At 69.4% G+C, this 16,383-nt stretch carries 11 protein-coding genes; 2 read left to right on the top strand and 9 right to left on the bottom strand.

The window, feature by feature from the left end:
* Positions 1 to 12: 12 nt before the first annotated feature.
* The gene (locus WJ16_RS21945; protein WP_069259192.1) at positions 13 to 1,911 is read right to left on the bottom strand and encodes a DUF3857 domain-containing protein; all 1,899 of its coding nucleotides are present in this window, start codon (positions 1,909 to 1,911) and stop codon (positions 13 to 15) included.
* A gap of 592 nt (positions 1,912 to 2,503) precedes the next feature.
* On the opposite strand from WJ16_RS21945, the gene WJ16_RS21940 reads away from it, so the two are divergent.
* Positions 2,504 to 3,367 carry a crotonase/enoyl-CoA hydratase family protein gene (locus WJ16_RS21940; protein WP_069259191.1) on the top strand — a complete coding sequence of 288 codons (864 nt, stop codon included), beginning with the start codon at positions 2,504 to 2,506 and terminating at the stop codon, positions 3,365 to 3,367.
* 48 nt (positions 3,368 to 3,415) lie between these two features.
* On the opposite strand, the gene pdeR is transcribed toward WJ16_RS21940, so the two are convergent.
* The 4 genes from pdeR to WJ16_RS21920 form a co-directional block, all read right to left on the bottom strand.
* On the bottom strand, positions 3,416 to 5,419 hold the full coding sequence (gene pdeR / locus WJ16_RS21935; RefSeq protein ID WP_069259190.1) for a cyclic di-GMP phosphodiesterase: 2,004 nt from the start codon (positions 5,417 to 5,419) through the stop codon (positions 3,416 to 3,418).
* Positions 5,420 to 5,980: 561 nt separating this feature from the next.
* Entirely contained in the window at positions 5,981 to 9,625 is a 3,645-nt protein-coding gene (locus WJ16_RS21930) for a hydantoinase B/oxoprolinase family protein (protein ID WP_069259189.1), read from the bottom strand.
* Between the two features lie 129 nt (positions 9,626 to 9,754).
* A complete protein-coding gene (locus WJ16_RS21925; RefSeq protein ID WP_069259188.1) occupies positions 9,755 to 11,053 on the bottom strand; it encodes an MFS transporter in 1,299 nt (432 codons plus the stop codon).
* Between the two features lie 84 nt (positions 11,054 to 11,137).
* Entirely contained in the window at positions 11,138 to 11,911 is a 774-nt protein-coding gene (locus tag WJ16_RS21920) for a putative hydro-lyase (protein WP_069259187.1), read from the bottom strand.
* Between the two features lie 205 nt (positions 11,912 to 12,116).
* Between WJ16_RS21920 and WJ16_RS21915 the strand changes: the two genes are divergently transcribed.
* The gene (locus WJ16_RS21915) at positions 12,117 to 13,049 is read left to right on the top strand and encodes a LysR family transcriptional regulator (protein ID WP_069259186.1); all 933 of its coding nucleotides are present in this window, start codon (positions 12,117 to 12,119) and stop codon (positions 13,047 to 13,049) included.
* A gap of 92 nt (positions 13,050 to 13,141) precedes the next feature.
* Here WJ16_RS21915 and WJ16_RS21910 read toward each other — a convergent pair whose 3' ends face one another.
* The 4 genes from WJ16_RS21910 to WJ16_RS21895 form a co-directional block, all read right to left on the bottom strand.
* Positions 13,142 to 13,468, bottom strand: coding sequence for an antibiotic biosynthesis monooxygenase family protein (locus WJ16_RS21910; protein WP_069259185.1), 327 nt, complete (start codon positions 13,466 to 13,468; stop codon positions 13,142 to 13,144).
* A 65-nt stretch (positions 13,469 to 13,533) separates the two neighbouring features.
* The gene (locus WJ16_RS21905; RefSeq protein ID WP_069259184.1) at positions 13,534 to 14,523 is read right to left on the bottom strand and encodes a flagellin N-methylase; all 990 of its coding nucleotides are present in this window, start codon (positions 14,521 to 14,523) and stop codon (positions 13,534 to 13,536) included.
* Positions 14,517 to 15,326, bottom strand: coding sequence for a MetQ/NlpA family lipoprotein (locus tag WJ16_RS21900; protein WP_069259183.1), 810 nt, complete (start codon positions 15,324 to 15,326; stop codon positions 14,517 to 14,519). Before WJ16_RS21900 ends, WJ16_RS21905 begins: the two co-directional genes overlap by 7 nt.
* Positions 15,323 to 16,372: a formylglycine-generating enzyme family protein gene (locus WJ16_RS21895; RefSeq protein ID WP_069259182.1), complete on the bottom strand. Its 1,050-nt coding sequence runs from the start codon at positions 16,370 to 16,372 to the stop codon at positions 15,323 to 15,325. Before WJ16_RS21895 ends, WJ16_RS21900 begins: the two co-directional genes overlap by 4 nt.
* Between the last annotated feature and the right edge of the window lie 11 nt (positions 16,373 to 16,383).

Genomic DNA, 16,383 nt, shown 5'->3' with positions numbered 1-16,383 from the left:
TGCGCTGCCCGTTCAACGCCCTTTCGCCCGCACGACGATCTGCGCCTGCGTGTCGCGTTCGATGCGTTCGAGCGACGCGCGCAGCGCCGTGAATTCGTCCGGCGTACACACCTGACGGCCGAAATCCGCCGTCATGCGCCGCGTGACCTGCACGACGCGCGCGGCCGCGTCGAATACGTAGTGCGACGTGAAGTCGACGAAGCGGTCGTGCACGGCGGTATCGGCCGGCAGGTCGGTCACCGCGACGCCGGCCGGCAGCGCGATCTGGCCGGTCTCGTCGAACGTGCCGCCGATGCAGCCCCACGGCTGCGTGCGCACGGGTTCGGCCAGCCAGCCTTCGACCTGCGTCGCGATCCCGCCCGTCAGGCTCGACAGCGTGGGCACCGCGGTCGTGCCGTCGGGCCACACGACATGATCGAGCGTGCCCGACAGCGTCACGTCGAACGGCCCGTCGGTCACGCGCCGGTCGCTGGTCGACAATTGCGCGCGCCCGCGCAGCCCGCTTCGCCGCAGACGGTCGTTCGCGAGTTGCGCGACGGCGTCGGGCGTCGCACGGCGAAACAGGTTGCGTTCGAGTTCGGCCGTCCAGCCGTCGTCCTCGACGTACGCGTGAAACCGCGCGGCGCCCGGGCCGGCCGCATCGATCTCGACCCGCGCGATGCGCGCGCGCGGCTGCGTGGCCGGCGTGCGCGACAGCACGCCCGTATCGACGAGCAGCGCGGGACGGTCCATCACGATCGGCGGCAGGTAGCCGAACGCGATGCCGGCCGTCGTCGTATCCGCATAGCGGCCGAGATCGGGTAGCCACGTGATCGCATGATTGATCGCGCCGCCGCCGTAACCGGGCACCGCCGGCAGCGTATAGACGGCCCCGAGATTGAGCAGCACCGGTTCGCTGCGGATGCCGACCGCCGAGAGCAGCGCGCCGAACAGCGCGACATGATCCTTGCAGTCGCCGTAGCGGTTGCGCAGGATGTCCGTGACGCGATGCGGCGCGGCGGCCGTTTCGCCGAGAAACAGCCCGACGTAGCGGATGTTCGCCTGCACCCAGTCGTACAGGATGCGCGCCTTGTCGCGCGGATCGGCGGCGCCCGCGGTGAGCGTGCGCGCCAGTTGCGCGACGGCCGGATCGTCCGCGCCCGGATCGACGGCTGCGTCGCGGTAGCGCGCGGCGAACGCCGCATAGTCGGGCAGCGTCGACACGACGAGCCGGTCGCCGTAGGTCGCGTAGCCCACCGCACCGCTCTCGATGCGGTCGTACGGGCCGTGCCGGTAGTCGAATTCGTAGCGCGTGCGGCCGTTCGCGGTGACCGGCGGCAGCGCGACGTAGCCGCGTGCATCCGCGTACAGCGGCATGTCGGCCGGCACGTCGAAGATCAGCCGCTGGCTGTCGACGGGCTCGCGCGACGGCTCGACGGTGTAGCCGAAGTAGCCGCGGTTGACCGGCTTCGTGCGGGTCTTGCGGAACGCCACGCGCGTGCTCGACCCGGCTTCGACGCCGGGAAACACGACGGTGCGCAACAGCCCGTCCTGAAACGTCGGCGCGCCCGCCGAGCGCGGTTCCTGCACGTCGCGGATGCCGTCCGCGCCGACCGGATGCGCGACACCGTCGCGGTCGATCGTCTCGGCCGCGAGCAGGTCCACCTTCTCGAGATGCTTGTCGAACCACACGTAGCGCTGCGCGATCGCATCGATGCCGTTCGCGTCGTTCGCGCGCAGCGTCGAATCGTCGTGCTCGTCGAGCGAACCGTCGTGCTGGATCACGAATTCGTGGACGTCGCTGACGATCGTGACGGGCGCGTCGCCGCCGGTGCCGCCGTTGCCGCGCGCATCGGCCACGGCCGCGTCGGCGCCGAGCGCGATCGCGCAGGCGAGCAGGCCGCCGGCCCATCGGGAAGGGAAAAGCACCACGTCGAAGCTCTCCGCGCGTTCGTTGCCGGGCGCGACGGGCGCGCGCCGGCACCGATGACTCGATTCGCATGACTCGATTCACATGACGCGCAGATGACGGCTCGCGCGCCGCGTGCCCGTCGTGCGACCCAGTGTGGGTGACGTGCCGGCGAGCGTCAAGCCGCGCGGCGGCACGCGTGCGCGCGAGGCGCAGGCTCGCCCGGTGCGCCGCGCCGGTGCGCCACGCCCGCATCGCGCCCCTGCGTGTTCCGCCCCGTCCCGGCGTTCCAGCGGACGCCACCGCCGGCCACGCGCCGGATCGGCCGCTGACGCGCATTCGCGCAACACGGCGAACCGGCCCCACCCACCGTCCCGCTCCTGCAGCCCCGTCCACCGCCGTCCGACGCCGGCCCGCCCTGCCCGCGACCGCCTTCCCCACCCGCACCGACGCAATCGGCATCCCCGTTCAGGTCGTGCGTTGTTCCCCGCAATTCGACTTTTGTGCGCGCGCAACAATGGCGGTGCCTCGCGCCCGGCGCCCGGCGGGACACCCGTCTCCCGCCCGGCTCCGGGCGTGACGGTCTTCAAAAACCACATCTCACGAGGACATACCATGCAACTCCAATCCCATCCCGCGTGCCGCCCGTTTTACGAAGCCGGCGAACTCACGCAACTGACTGCCTTTTATGAGGAGGGACGTAATGTCATGTGGATGATGCTGCGATCGGAGCCGCGGCCCTGCTTCAACCAGCAACTCGTTACCGACATCATCCATCTCGCGCGCGTCGCACGCGATTCGGGCCTGCCGTTCGACTTCTGGGTGACGGGCTCGCTCGTGCCCGAGCTGTTCAACGTCGGCGGCGACCTGAGCTTTTTCGTCGACGCGATCCGCAGCGGCAAGCGCGACCTGCTGATGGCCTACGCGCGCTCGTGCATCGACGGCGTGTACGAGATCTACACGGGCTTCGGCACCGGCGCGATCTCGATCGCGATGGTCGAGGGCAGCGCGCTCGGCGGCGGCTTCGAGGCCGCGCTCGCACATCACTACGTGCTCGCGCAGAAGGGCGTGAAGCTCGGGTTCCCCGAGATCGCGTTCAACCTGTTCCCGGGCATGGGCGGCTATTCGCTCGTCGCGCGCAAGGCCGATCGGGGCCTGGCGGAGCAACTGATCGCGACCGGCGAGGCGCACGCCGCCGAGTGGTACGAGGATCGCGGCCTGGTCGACCAGACGTTCGACGCGGGCGACGCCTATCTCGCGACGCGCACCTTCATCGACGTGACGAAGCCGAAGCTGAACGGCGTGCGCGCGATGCTGCGCGCACGCGAGCGGGTGTTCCAGCTGACGCGCTCCGAGCTGATGGACATCACGGAAGCGTGGGTGCATGCGGCGTTCACGATCGAGCCGAAGGATCTCGCATACATGGAACGCCTCGTGATGCTGCAGAACCGCCGCGTGTCGAAACTGCGCACGGTGTAATACGACGGGCGCCGCCGTGGGCCGGCGGCGCCCGCTCATCAACGACGCTCAGGCGATCAGCCTGAGCTTTCGCGTCTCCGCGAGCCACGCCTCGAACGCCTGCGCCGGCATCGGCCGCGCGTAGTAGTAGCCCTGCGCGTGATCGACGTCGAGCTGCTTGAGGAATTCGGCTTCCGCATGCGTTTCGACGCCTTCGGCGACCACCGCGAAATTCAGCGCCTTCGCGAGCGACACGACCGAGCGCACCAGCGCCTGCGAGCGCGGATTGCGGTCGATGCCCGTGATGAAGGTGCGGTCGAGCTTGATCGCGTCGAGCGGCAGGCGCGACAGTTGCGACAGCGACGAATAGCCGGTGCCGAAATCGTCGAGATGAATCTCCGCGCCGAGCTGGCGGAACTGCCGCATCAGCCCGTTGGCCGCGTCCTCGTCGTCGATGAAGCAGCTCTCGGTCAGCTCGATGTCGAGCAGGCCGGGCTTCAGCCCCGCGGCGTCGAGTATCGACGCCATCTGGTGCACGATGTTCATGTCCTGCAACTGCCGCGCGGACACGTTCACCGCGATCCGGATGCCGAGCCCCTGCGCCTTCCATGCGGCGGCCTGCGCGGCCGCGGTGCGCATCACCCAGCGCCCGAGCGGCGCGATCAGGCCCGACTCCTCCGCGAAGCGGATGAACTCGACCGGCGCGACAAGCCCGCGGTCGGGCGACTGCCAGCGGATCAGCGCCTCGACGCCGTGCACGTCGCCGGTCGCGATGTCGACGACCGGCTGGTAGTGCAGCACGAACTGCTCCTCTTCGAGCGCCTTGCGCAGATTCGTGTCGAGCCACATGTACTTCGCGACCTTCTGGTTCATCTCCAGCGAGAACACGCGGTACGTATGCTTGCCCTCTTCCTTCGCGACATACATCGCGGTATCCGCGCTGCGGATCAGCGTCTCGAGCGAATCGCCGTGCTGCGGATGCATCGCGATGCCGATCGAGCAGCTCGTGTAGACCTCCATCAGCCCGAGATGGATCGGCGTGCGCAGCCGTTCGAGAATGATCTGCGCGGTCGCTTCGAGCAGCGGCCGCGTGCCGTGCTCGAACAGCACGAGGAATTCGTCGCCCCCGAGCCGCGCGAGCGTCGCGCCGGACGGCAGGCAGCCGCTGATGATCGCCGACACGTCCTGCAGCAGCCGGTCGCCGGTGATGTGCCCGTAGTGATCGTTGACGCGCTTGAAGTTGTCGAGGTCGAGGAACAGGATGCCGACCTGCCCGCGCGATACGGCGGTTTCGGCGGCGATCGCCGCGTGGATGCGCTCGCTGATCGCATGACGGTTCGGCAGCCCGGTGAGCACGTCGGTGTTGGCAAGCTCGCTGAGCCGCTGTTGCGCGCTGCGCTCCTCGGTGATGTCGATGCCCGAGCAGATCAGGAACTGCTCGTCGACGCCGCTGCCGCTCTGCACGAACTTGTTGCGGAACTGGAACAGGCGCGGCCCGTTGACCGTGTTGATGTAGCGCTCGACCGCGAACGAATGGTTGCTCGCGAAAAAGCCCGTGATGTTGCTGCGCGACTGCGCGCCCTCCTCGGGGCTCATGAACAGCTCGAACGCGCTGCGGCCGATCACGTCGACTTCCCGCTTGCCCGTCACTTCCTCGCACAGGCGGTTGAAGCGCTGCACCATCCCGTTGCGGTCGAGGATCACGACGAGCGAATTCACCTCGGACACGACCTGCTCGGCGAACGCGAGCCCGTGCGCGAGATCGCTCGCGACGGATTCGGTGTCGGAATACGCGGAGGCCGTGCCGGCCCAGTCGGTCGGGTCGACTTTCCTGCCGACGAGATGAAGGCTCACCGGCTCGCCGAACAGCGTGATGTCGAGCACGAGGTGCGACGTGACGCCGGTCAGCGCGCGGATGCGCGCAGCCTGTTCGGCCGTCAGCGCGACGGCGACGTTGGTCAGGCCGCGAACGGCGGCCAGTTCGAGTGCATTGCTGTCGCTGCCGAGACGCCAGCAGGGGCTGCGCGTACCGACGTGCGCTTCGAGCACCGCGCTATCGTTTTCGTCATCCATGAAGACGCCCCGATCCAGAAAAAACGCACAGTGTAGACGGAGGCGAGCCGGCCGGCCCTCCTTCCGTGCCGCGCGCCGCGCGCATCCGGAAGGACAGCCGTGATTGCCGTGATATGGGCCTCGTCCCGTACTTGTTTCCAGCCAATGCGACCCGGCGTTCGCGCGTGATGCGCGCAGGTGCTGCCTAACGAATGATGAAACCCATCTTATCAAATGACGATCAGAATTGGCACTCACATTTAGAGCAGAGTGTCAAGGAATCGGGACTCGATTGGCAAGTCGGATTTTTCATGATGTGCAGCCCGCGCGATCGGGATGCGGCGCGGCGCCACGGGGCGCGCGAAACGGGTCGAGCGCCCCGCCGGGCGGGCGTGTCGGGCGGATTCCGGGCGGCGGGGACGGTGCGGCGACGGGCCGCCTCGATAGGGTCGGATCGCTGTCCGGCAATCCGGATTTGCGCTATTTTTGATTCCGTTTGTGCGCGAATGCGCGGCTTTAATCCACAGTTCGTTGCAATACCGCTCACGCGCCGGCGCGGGAGGCCCGCGCCGGCTGCACGACTCAGCCCGCCGCGCCGTATCCGCCGCCGCCCGGCGTTTCGACGACGAACACATCGCCCGGCGCCATCTGCGCGCGGCCGATGTGGTCGAGCGCCTCGACCGTGCCGTCCGCCCGCTCGATCGAGTTGCGGCCGAGCGCGCCCGCCTCGCCGCCCGCCGCGCCGAACGGCGCGTGGATCCGGTTGTTCGACAGGATCGATGCGGTCATCGGCTCGAGGAAGCGAATGCGCCGCACCGCCCCGTCGCCGCCGCGCCAGCGCCCGCCGCCGCCCGACCCGGCGCGGATCCGGTGCGAGTCGAGCCGCACCGGATAGCGCCATTCGAGCACCTCCGGATCGGTGAGCCGCGAATTCGTCATGTGCGTCTGCACCGCGCCGACGCCCGCGAAGCCGTCGCCGGCACCGCTGCCGCCCGCAATCGTCTCGTAGTACTGGTATCGATCGTTGCCGAATGTGAAGTTGTTCATCGTTCCCTGGCTCGACGCGACGCAGCCGAGCGTCCCGTACAGCGCGTTGGTGATCGCCGACGACGTCTCGACGTTGCCCGACACGACGGCCGCCGGATACTCGGGGTTCAGCATCGAGCGGGCCGGCACGATCACCGTCAGCGGTTTCAGGCAGCCGGCGTTCAGCGGAATGTCGTCGCCGACGAGCGTGCGGAACACGTACAGCACGGCGGCCATGCAGACGGCCTTCGGCGCGTTGAAGTTGTTGTCGAGCTGCGCGGACGTGCCGGTGAAGTCGATTTCCGCGCGCCGCGCCGCGCGGTCGACGCGGATCGCGACGCGAATCTCCGCGCCGTTGTCGAGCGGGTAGCGGTACGCACCGTCCTGCAGCGCGCCGATCACGCGCCGCACGGCTTCTTCCGCGTTGTCCTGCACGTGCCCCATGAACGCGAGCACGACGTCGCGGCCGAACTGCGCGACCATCCGGCGCAGCTCGTCGACGCCCTTCTGGTTCGCGGCCACCTGCGCGCGCAGGTCGGCCATGTTCTGCTCGACGTTGCGCGCCGGGTAGCGGCCCGACGCGAGCAGCGCGCGGGTGTCGGCGTCGCGCAGCACGCCGGCCGACACGAGCTGCCAGTTGTCGATCAGCACGCCTTCTTCGTCGATATGGGTCGAATCGGGCGGCATCGAGCCCGGCGTCGTGCCGCCGATGTCCGCATGGTGGCCGCGCGAGCCGACGTAGAACAGCGGCGCGTCCGAGCCGTCCGCGAACACCGGCGTGATGACGGTCACGTCCGGCAGGTGCGTGCCGCCGTGATACGGGTCGTTCAGCATGAACACGTCGCCGTCGCGCATGCGGCCGCGATTGCGCTCGATCACCGTGCGGATGCTCTCGCCCATCGAGCCGAGGTGCACCGGCATGTGCGGCGCGTTCGCGATCAGGTTGCCGTCGCCGTCGAAGATCGCGCACGAGAAGTCGAGGCGCTCCTTGATGTTCACCGAGTACGCGGTGTTCTGCAGCCGCAGCCCCATCTGCTCGGCGATCGACATGAACAGGTTGTTGAAGATCTCGAGCCGCACCGGATCGGCGTCGGTGCCGAGCGAGCGGCGCGTCGGCAGCGGCGTCGTGCGCGTCAGCACGAGGTTGCCCTGCGCGGTCATCTCGGCGCGCCAGCCGGGCTCGACCACCGTCGTGCCGTTCTTCTCCGCGACGATCGCCGGGCCGTCGATCGCGTCGCCGGCCAGCAGCGTGTCGCGCACGTAGAGCGACGCGTCGTGCCATTGGCCGCCGGAATAAAAGCGCACCGCGGAATGGGCGCGCAGCGCGGCATCGCCGCCTTCGTTGCGCGGCGCGAGCGGCGCGATCTCCACCGGCGCGTCGGAGCGGCCGATCGCCTCGACCGACGCGAGTTCTGCGATGAGCGGCGTGCCGGGCATCAGGAACGCGTAGCGCTGCCGGTACGCGGCCTCGAACGCCTGCTGCATCGCGTCGACGCTGCCGGCCGGCACGTCGAGCGCCGAATCGGTGCCCTGGTAGCGCAGGTGCACGCGGCGCTCGGTCGAGATCCGCTCCGGCGGCACGCCTTGTTCGAGCAGCGCGCCGACCGCCTCGTCGGCCAGCCGGTCGAGCGCCGCGTTCAGCGCCGGCAGCGACGCGTCGGACAGCACGGCCTCGACCGCGCGCTCGCGCATCGCCGTCTGGTCGGCGAGGCCCATTCCGTATGCGGACAGCACGCCCGCGAGCGGATGCGCGAACACCTGCGTCATCCCGAGCGCGTCGGCCACGCCGCACGCATGCTGGCCGCCCGCGCCACCGAACGTCGTCAGCACGTAGCGCGACACGTCGTGGCCGCGCTGCACGGAAATCTTCTTGATCGCATTCGCCATGCTGCCGATCGCGATTTCGAGGAAACCTTCGGCCAGCGCCTCGGGCGTCTCGCGCCGCCCGGTCGCCGCGTGGATCTCGTCGGCGAGCGCGGCGAACTTCGCGATCACGCCGTCGCGGTCGAGCGGCTCGTTCGCATGCGGGCCGAACACGCGCGGGAAGTGATCGGGCTGGATCTTGCCGAGCATCACGTTGCAGTCGGTCACCGTCAGCGGGCCGCCGCGCCGGTAGGCGGCCGGCCCCGGGTTCGCGCCGGCCGATTCGGGCCCGACGCGCAGCCGCGCGCCGTCGAAGCCGAGCACCGAGCCGCCGCCGGCCGCGACCGTATGGATGCTCATCATCGGCGCGCGCATCCGCACGCCGGCCACCTGCGTCTCGAACACGCGCTCGAATTCGCCGTGATAGTGCGACACGTCGGTCGACGTGCCGCCCATGTCGAAGCCGATCACGCGCTCGAAGCCGGCCGCCTGCGCGGCGCGCACCATCCCGACGATGCCGCCGGCCGGCCCCGACAGGATCGCGTCCTTGCCCTGGAACGCGTCGGCGCGCGTCAGCCCGCCGCTGCTCTGCATGAACTGCAGGTTCACGCCCGGCATCTCGTGCGCGACCTGCTCGACGTAGCGGCGCAGGATCGGCGACAGGTACGCGTCGACGACGGTCGTATCGCCGCGCGACACCATCTTCATCAGCGGCGAGACCTCGTGCGACACCGACACCTGCGTGAAGCCGATCCGGCGCGCCAGGTCCGCCAGCGCGCGTTCGTGCGCGGTATAGCGGTAGCCGTGGATCAGCACGATCGCGAGCGCACGCACGCCGCTGTCGAACACGCGGCGCAGCGATGCCTCGGCGCCCTGCGCATCGAGCGGCACGACGACGTCGCCGTGCGCGCCGATGCGCTCGTCGATCTCGACGACGGTCTCGTACAGCGCGTCGGGCAGCACGATGTTCAGATCGAACAGGCGCGGCCGGTTCTGGTACGCGATGCGCAGCACGTCGCGAAAGCCGCGCGTCGTCGCGAGCGCGGTGCGTTCGCCCTTGCGTTCGAGCAGCGCGTTGGTCGCGACCGTCGTGCCCATCTTCACCATGTCGACGCGCTCGGGCGTGATCGGCTCGCCATCCGCGAGGCCGAGCAGGTGGCGGATGCCGGCCACGGCCGCGTCGCGGTATTGCTCGGGGTTCTCGGACAGCAGCTTGTGCGTGACGAGCGTGCCGTCGGGCCGGCGCGCGACGATGTCGGTGAACGTGCCGCCGCGGTCGATCCAGAATTGCCAGCGTGCTGTGTCGGAGGGAACGGGGTCAAGGTGTCGGTCGGTCATGATGTCGGGTCGATGCGTCGTTGAGTCGAAGGGCGAGCGCCGCCGCACGGCGCGCGTCGCGCGCCGTGTCACGGGGTCGATCGAGGGGGAAGAAAGACGACGGGCCGGCGGCCCTGTCGCCGGGGTTCGTCAGGCGGCGTCGAGTTCGCGGCCGCGGGTCTCGGGCAGCGTCAGCGCGGCGACGATCACCACGCCGTACGCGGCCACCGCGAAGATGCCGATGCTCGTGCCGAGCCCGTATTGCTTGGACAGCGCGCCGATCAGGAACGGGAACAGCGCACCGATCGCGCGGCCCACGTTGTAGCAGAAACCCTGGCCGGAACCGCGCACGCGGGTCGGGAACAGCTCGGTGAGGAATGCGCCCATCCCCGAGAAGATGCCCGATGCGAAGAAGCCGAGCGGGAAGCCGAGCCACAGCATCGACGCATTGGTCAGGTTCAGCGACGTGTACGCGAACGCGATCGCCATCGAGCCGACCGCGAACAGGATGAAGTTCGGCTTGCGGCCGAGCCGGTCGGTCAGGTACGCGCTCGTCAGGTAGCCGACCCACGAGCCGAAGATGATCATCGCGAGATAGCCGCCGGTGCCCATCACCGTGAGGTGCCGCTCGGTCTTCAGGAAGGTCGGCAGCCACGTCGTGATCGCGTAGTAGCCGCCCTGCGCGCCCGTCGTCAGCAGCGCCGCGCGCAGCGTGGTCGTGATCAGCTTCGGCGCGAAGATCTCGGTGAGGCGCGGCGCATCGGCCACCTTCGCCTGCGCGGCCTTCTCCTTCTCGTAGACGTCCGGCTCCTTCACGTAGCGGCGGATCGCGACGACCAGCAGCGCGGGCGCGAGGCCGACGAGGAACAGCGCGCGCCATGCCTGCTCGGCCGGCAGCACCGAGAACAGCAGCGCATACAGCAGCGCGCACAGCCCCCAGCCGATCGCCCAGCCCGACTGCACGAGGCCCACCGCCTTGCCGCGGTCGCGCGCGCGGATCACTTCGCCGATCAGCACCGCGCCGGCCGTCCATTCGCCGCCGAAACCGAAGCCCATCAGCGCGCGCGCCGCGAGCAGCTGGTGATAGTTCTGCGCGAGTCCGCACAGCGCGGTGAACACCGCGAACCACAACACGGTGAGCTGCAGCGTGCGCACGCGGCCGATCCGGTCGGACAGGATGCCGGCGATCCAGCCGCCGAGCGCCGACGCGAGCAGCGTGATCGTGCCGATGAAGCCCGCATCCGCGAGCGAGATGCCCCAGGTCGCGACGAGCGTCGGGATCACGAACGACAGCATCTGCGTGTCCATCCCGTCGAGCATGTAGCCGACCTTGCAGCTCCAGAACGCGCGGCGCTCGCGCGGCTGCGCGTGCCCGTACCACGAGAACAGGCCGTTGCGCTCGGGGCTCGCGGGCTCCGCGGCGTTCGCCGCGAGGGTCTTGCTTTCCATGGTGGTGCTCCTGTCGTTGTGCGCCGTCGAATGGCGATCGTGCGTGCGGGTGGTCGTGCGGCTCGTTGTGCGGTTCGTCGCCGCTCAGAATACGGCGAGCGACGCGTTCGTGATGTCGGTCATCAGCATGTGGCCGGGCGTGTGCGCGATCGCGATCGGCAGCTTCGCGTCCATCAGCGCGGTTTGCGGCGTCACGCCGCACGCCCAGAACACCGGCAGCTCGCCGTCGCGGATCGTCACCGCATCGCCGAATTCGGGCGCGTTCAGATCGGCGATACCGAGTTCGCGCGGATCGCCGAGATGGATCGGCGCGCCGTGCACGCCCGGAAACCGGCTGGTGATCTGCACAGCGCGAATCGCGTCGGCGCCGCGCATCGGCCGCATCGACACGACGAGCTGACCGCCGAAGATGCCCGCGCGGCGGTTCGGAATCGACGTGCGGTACATCGGCACGTTGCGCCCTTCCTCGACGTGGCGCAGGCCGATCCCCTCGCGGGCCAGCATGTCCTCGAACGAGAACGAGCAGCCGATCGCGAACACGACGAAATCGTCGCGCCACAGCGCTTCCAGCGACTCGACGCGTTCGGTCAGGCGGCCGTCGCGGTACACGTTGTAGCTCGGCACGTCGGTGCGGATGTCGAGATCCTCGCCGAGCGCGTCGATCCGGAACGCCCCCGGTTCGCCGACGCCCAGCAGCGGGCAGGCTTTCGGATTCGCCTGACAGAAGCGCAGGAAATCGTGCGCGAACGCTTCGGGCAGGATCGCGAGGTTCGCTTGCGCGTACGGGCCGCACTGGCCGGCGGTCGGGCCGCGGAACGCGCGTTGGCGCACGGACTGGCGGAATTCGGAAGGGGTCATGAGGTTGTGTCGCAGATCAGGGTGTCGTGGAGATGACGGTGGCGTGTCATCGGATACGGCGAAGAATAGAAAAGAAAAAAATTTGCCGCCAACGAGTTTTTTTGCGCTTCGTGTATAGAATTTCTTAACGAAGATTCGGGTTTTCCCCGGTCCCGTTCACTTTTCCTCACCGGCAAAGTGCGCATCCACCGTCCGTCCGATCGCCATGAACACGCGTTTTCTCGAAACCTTCGTCACGCTCGCGAAGCTGCGCAACTTCCGCACGACGGCCGCCGCGCTGCACGCGACGCCGGCCGCGATCTCGCAGCGCCTGAAGGCGCTCGAGGACGAGCTGCAGACGGTACTCGTCGACCGCGACAGCCGCGAATTCCGGCTCACGCCGAACGGCGAGTACCTGCTCGGCTATGCGAAAGCCGTGGTCGAGGCGACCCAGGAACTGCAGGCTGCCGCGGCCGGCGAGAGCGCGCTGCGCGGCAAGCTGCGGCTCGGCGTGATCGAGACCGTCGTGCACAGCTGGCTGCCGCACTATATGCGGCGGCTCGCGGCCGACTATCCGCAGCTCGAGATCGACCTGACCGTCGACGTCAGCGTCGTGCTGCAGCGCCGGCTGATGGCGGGTGAACTCGACCTGATCATCCGCGTGGAAGGCAGCGACGAGGCGTCGGTCGTGTGCGATGCGCTCGCGAACTATCCGGTGCGCTGGATCGCGCGCGCGGGGCTGCTGCCGAACCTGCGCACGGGCCTCGCGCGGCAGGTGCTGCGCCAGCCGATCCTCACCTACGGACGCGGCACCGCGCCCCATCGCGCACTGGAAGACATCGTCCGCACGCTGGCGCACGCGCACGGCGTGCCGCTGTCGGACACGCGCATCACCGGCTCGCCGTCGATCTCGGTGATCGTGCAGCTCGTGCGCGACGGATTCGGCGTGGCGGCGATCCCGGTGCTGTTCGTCGACGCGTTGATCGAAAGCGGCGAAGTGGTCGAGCTGCCGCTGCAGCCGTCGCCGCCGTCGATCGTCGTGTCGATGTCGCGGCGGGCCGACGCGCCCCGCTTCGTGCACGGCGCAGCGATCGCGGCGCGGGCCGCGTGTCACGAGTATTGCGAGAAGAGCAAACGGTTGCTGGTCGAAGCGCTTTGACGCGGGGCGGAGAGGGGCGATGCGCCGGGGAATCGAACGGCCGGCGCACCGCTATTTTTATGCAATACGAAAGAAATGAACCAGACAGCCCTTCACGCAGTTTGGCCCGTATGCGGCGGCGCGAGCTTGCCGTCGCCATACTCGCGCAGCACCTTGGAAATCACGATGCGATAACCGTCCAGCCAGCGCGCCTGCTTCGACTTCGCCTCGAGATGCGCGGGATGCTCGATCAACTGCCGCAGCGCCGCTTCCGACTCCCAGTAGTAGACGTTCTGGATCAGCCCCGATTCGGCGTTCTCCCACGTTTCCTCGCCGAGATAGCCGGGCGCCGCGCGCGCCATCTCGGCGATCTGCCGGTCGAGCCGGTGAAATTCGTCGTCGTATTGCCCGGCACGGAAAATGAAGGTCGACGCGTACATGCCCGCTCCATCGAATGCGCTTGAAAGAGCGCCGATTGTAAGGCAAGCCGCGCGTGCCGCGATCGTCACGCGGCGAGCGTATCGACGTCGCGCCGGCCGTCGAGCCACGCTTCGATGCGCGGTGCGTCGTCACGCATCTGTTCGGCTGCGGGAGCCGGCATCGCGGCCAGTGCGTGCCGCGCGCGTTCAAGCGCCTGCGCGAAGCCGCGCAACTCGCGCGTCGCGGGCCGATCGTCGGCATGCCGGCGCGCAAGCGCCGCTTCGACGCTCCTCTCGATCAACGCGCGCTGCGCGTCGATGAACGCCATGCACAGCGCGCGGCAATGCACGGATACCGACGCGACGGCGAACAGCACCGGCACGATCGACACGGTCAGGTAGCCACCGGGAGCAAGCCGCGCCAACGCGTGGCGCACGTCCTGCCCGCCGCCGACCAGCGACGCGAACACCGCATCGCGCCACACCGCACGCTCGAATGCGAGCGCATCGCGGCACGCGTCGAGCGCCGCACGGTCCGCGACCTGTCCGGCCGTCACCAGCGGAATCGGGAATGAAGCGTCGACGGACGATCGCGCGCCCGCCGTTTCGACGATGCAGTCCGCACCGAGCCACGCCGCGTCGTCGCGCCGCGCGGCCAGCACACGCGACTGCAGCCGGTCCGGCAACATCGGATCGAGCGGCACCGCACCGCAGATCGACGGTTTGTCCGCATGCACGCTGCAGCGGCCGTCGTCGGCCAGCGCCGCGCAACGGCCGAGCGACGGATAGTCGTAGCCCTGCAGCGTCAGCGCGATCCATTCGCCCTCCGCGCCGCCGGTGCGATGAAACAGCCGCTGCGCCAGTGCGTCGCACGCCGCGACGTCTTCCGCATCGAGCGCATGTCCGGGGTGGCCCGCGCGCCAGCGCTCGCCGATTCGCTGCTTCGGCACGCGACCGATCGTCAGCGCGCCGACGAAGCGATCCCGATGCCGGAACAGTTCGCGCAACGACAGCGTCGGCGCGCTGTTGCAGCAGCGTCCGCATGCGTTGCACGCGAGCCCGTAGCCGTCTACCACGGCCGCCGCACCGAATCCTGGTAGCGCGTGAGGATGAAGCGCGCGACGTCGTCCGAGTGATACGCGGCGACGAGCTGCGTCACCCATGGCTTCGCGCGATCGGCATCGCGCACCGTCAGCACGTTCGCGTACGGCGAGCGCGCGTCCTCGATGCCGATGCTGTCGCGCGCGGGTTGCAGCCCGGCGCGCGCGGCATCGTCGCTGTCGATCGCGACGAACGCGGCCGTGTCGAGCGCCGCGTAAAGGCGATCGCGGCGCACCGCGACGAGCTTCAACCCCAGCCGGTTGCCGGTCACGTCGCGCAGCGTCGCGCGCAGCCCGGCGCGCTCGCGCAGCGTCACCAGCGTGTCGTTCTGCAGCAGCACGAGCGCGCGAGCCATCCCGCGCGGATCGGCGGGAATCGCGACCGTCGCCCCCGGCTGCAATTCATTCAAGCGCTTCAGCTTGCGCGAATAGAACGCCATCGGCAGCGTGACGGTCGGCGCGACTTCGGTCAGCGCGTAGCGTTTGCGCTCGCGCGTCGCGGCCAGCTGTTGCGCATCCTCGAAGCTCGCCGCGTCGATCCGGCCGTCTGCCAGCGCCGCATCGATGCGCGACGGATCGTCGAATTCGACGACGTCGATGCCCAGCCCTCGCGATGCGGCGACCCGCTTCACTTCGTCCAGGATCTGCGCATGCACGCCGCGGGTCACGCCGACGCGTACGGCCGGCAACGCGGCTTCCGCGGCAACGGTCGAACCGGAATGAACCCACGCGCACGCCGCCAGCAACCAGGCGCCCGCTTCATGCACGATGCGCTTCATGACGCGTCCCTTAGAATCGTGCGGAACCCGATATGCGATGCGCCGAGATCGGCTTCCTGCTGTTCGCGCGACGACGCGCGATAACGCACGCAGTAATCGCGCGAGCACAGGAACGAGCCGCCCTTGATGACCATCGGCGTATCGTGCCGGCGCGTCGGCGGCGCGACGGCCGCCGTGTCGCCGTTCGTGTGCGACTGGTGCGGGCCGGTGTAAGCGTCCTTCGTCCATTCCCACGCGTTGCCGATCATGTCGTAGAGCCGGAACCCGTTCGCCACGTAACAGCCGACGGGCGCGAGCCCCGCATGGCCGTCCTCGACCGTGTCGAGCACCGGGAACACGCCCTGCCAGTAGTTCGCGGCCGGCTTGCCCTGCGCGTCGCGCGGCGCCGCGTCGAGCGACGCGTCGTCGCGGCCGCCCTTGCCCGCGTACTCCCATTCGGCCTCGGTCGGCAGGTCGCGGCCGAGCCAGCGCGCATACGCGAACGCATCGCGCTGCGTGACGAGCGTGACGGGCAGGTTGCCGAGCCCGTCGATGCCGCTGCCCGGCCCGCGCGGATGACGCCACGATGCGCCCTTCACCCACGACCACCACGCGAGATCGCGTGCATTCATCTCGTCGCGCGTCGGCACGTGGAACACCGCCGCGCCGCCCTGCTGCTCGGCTTCGGTCACGTAGCCCGTCGCCTGCACGAACGCGGCGAACTGCGCGATCGTCACGTCGGTCTGGTCGATCCAGAACCCGCCGACCCGCGTATGGCCGTCGCCCACCGGGCGCTCGTCCGCATAGCCGCGCGTGCTGCCGAACACGAACGCGCCGCCGCGCAGGTGCACCATCCCGGCCCGCGGGTCGTCGCGCCAGCCGGCCGGCAGCCCCGAGTAGCGTTCGCACTGCCGCTCCGAGCCGAGCGGCGCGAGCGCGCGGCCGCGATTCGCGCCGTCGAAGGCGTCGCCCGCCGGGGCGACGGGATTCGCATAGCCGGCCGCGAACGCGGCGGCGAACAGCATGGCGGCCAGCGCCGCGCCGATCGTCCGGAACCGGAACCGCATCGTGTCGCTCC

The organism is Burkholderia metallica (genome assembly GCF_001718555.1).
Lineage (GTDB): Bacteria > Pseudomonadota > Gammaproteobacteria > Burkholderiales > Burkholderiaceae > Burkholderia > Burkholderia metallica.
The sequence above is the reverse complement of the archived record's forward strand: the minus strand, read 5'-3'. Positions and strand labels throughout refer to the sequence as shown.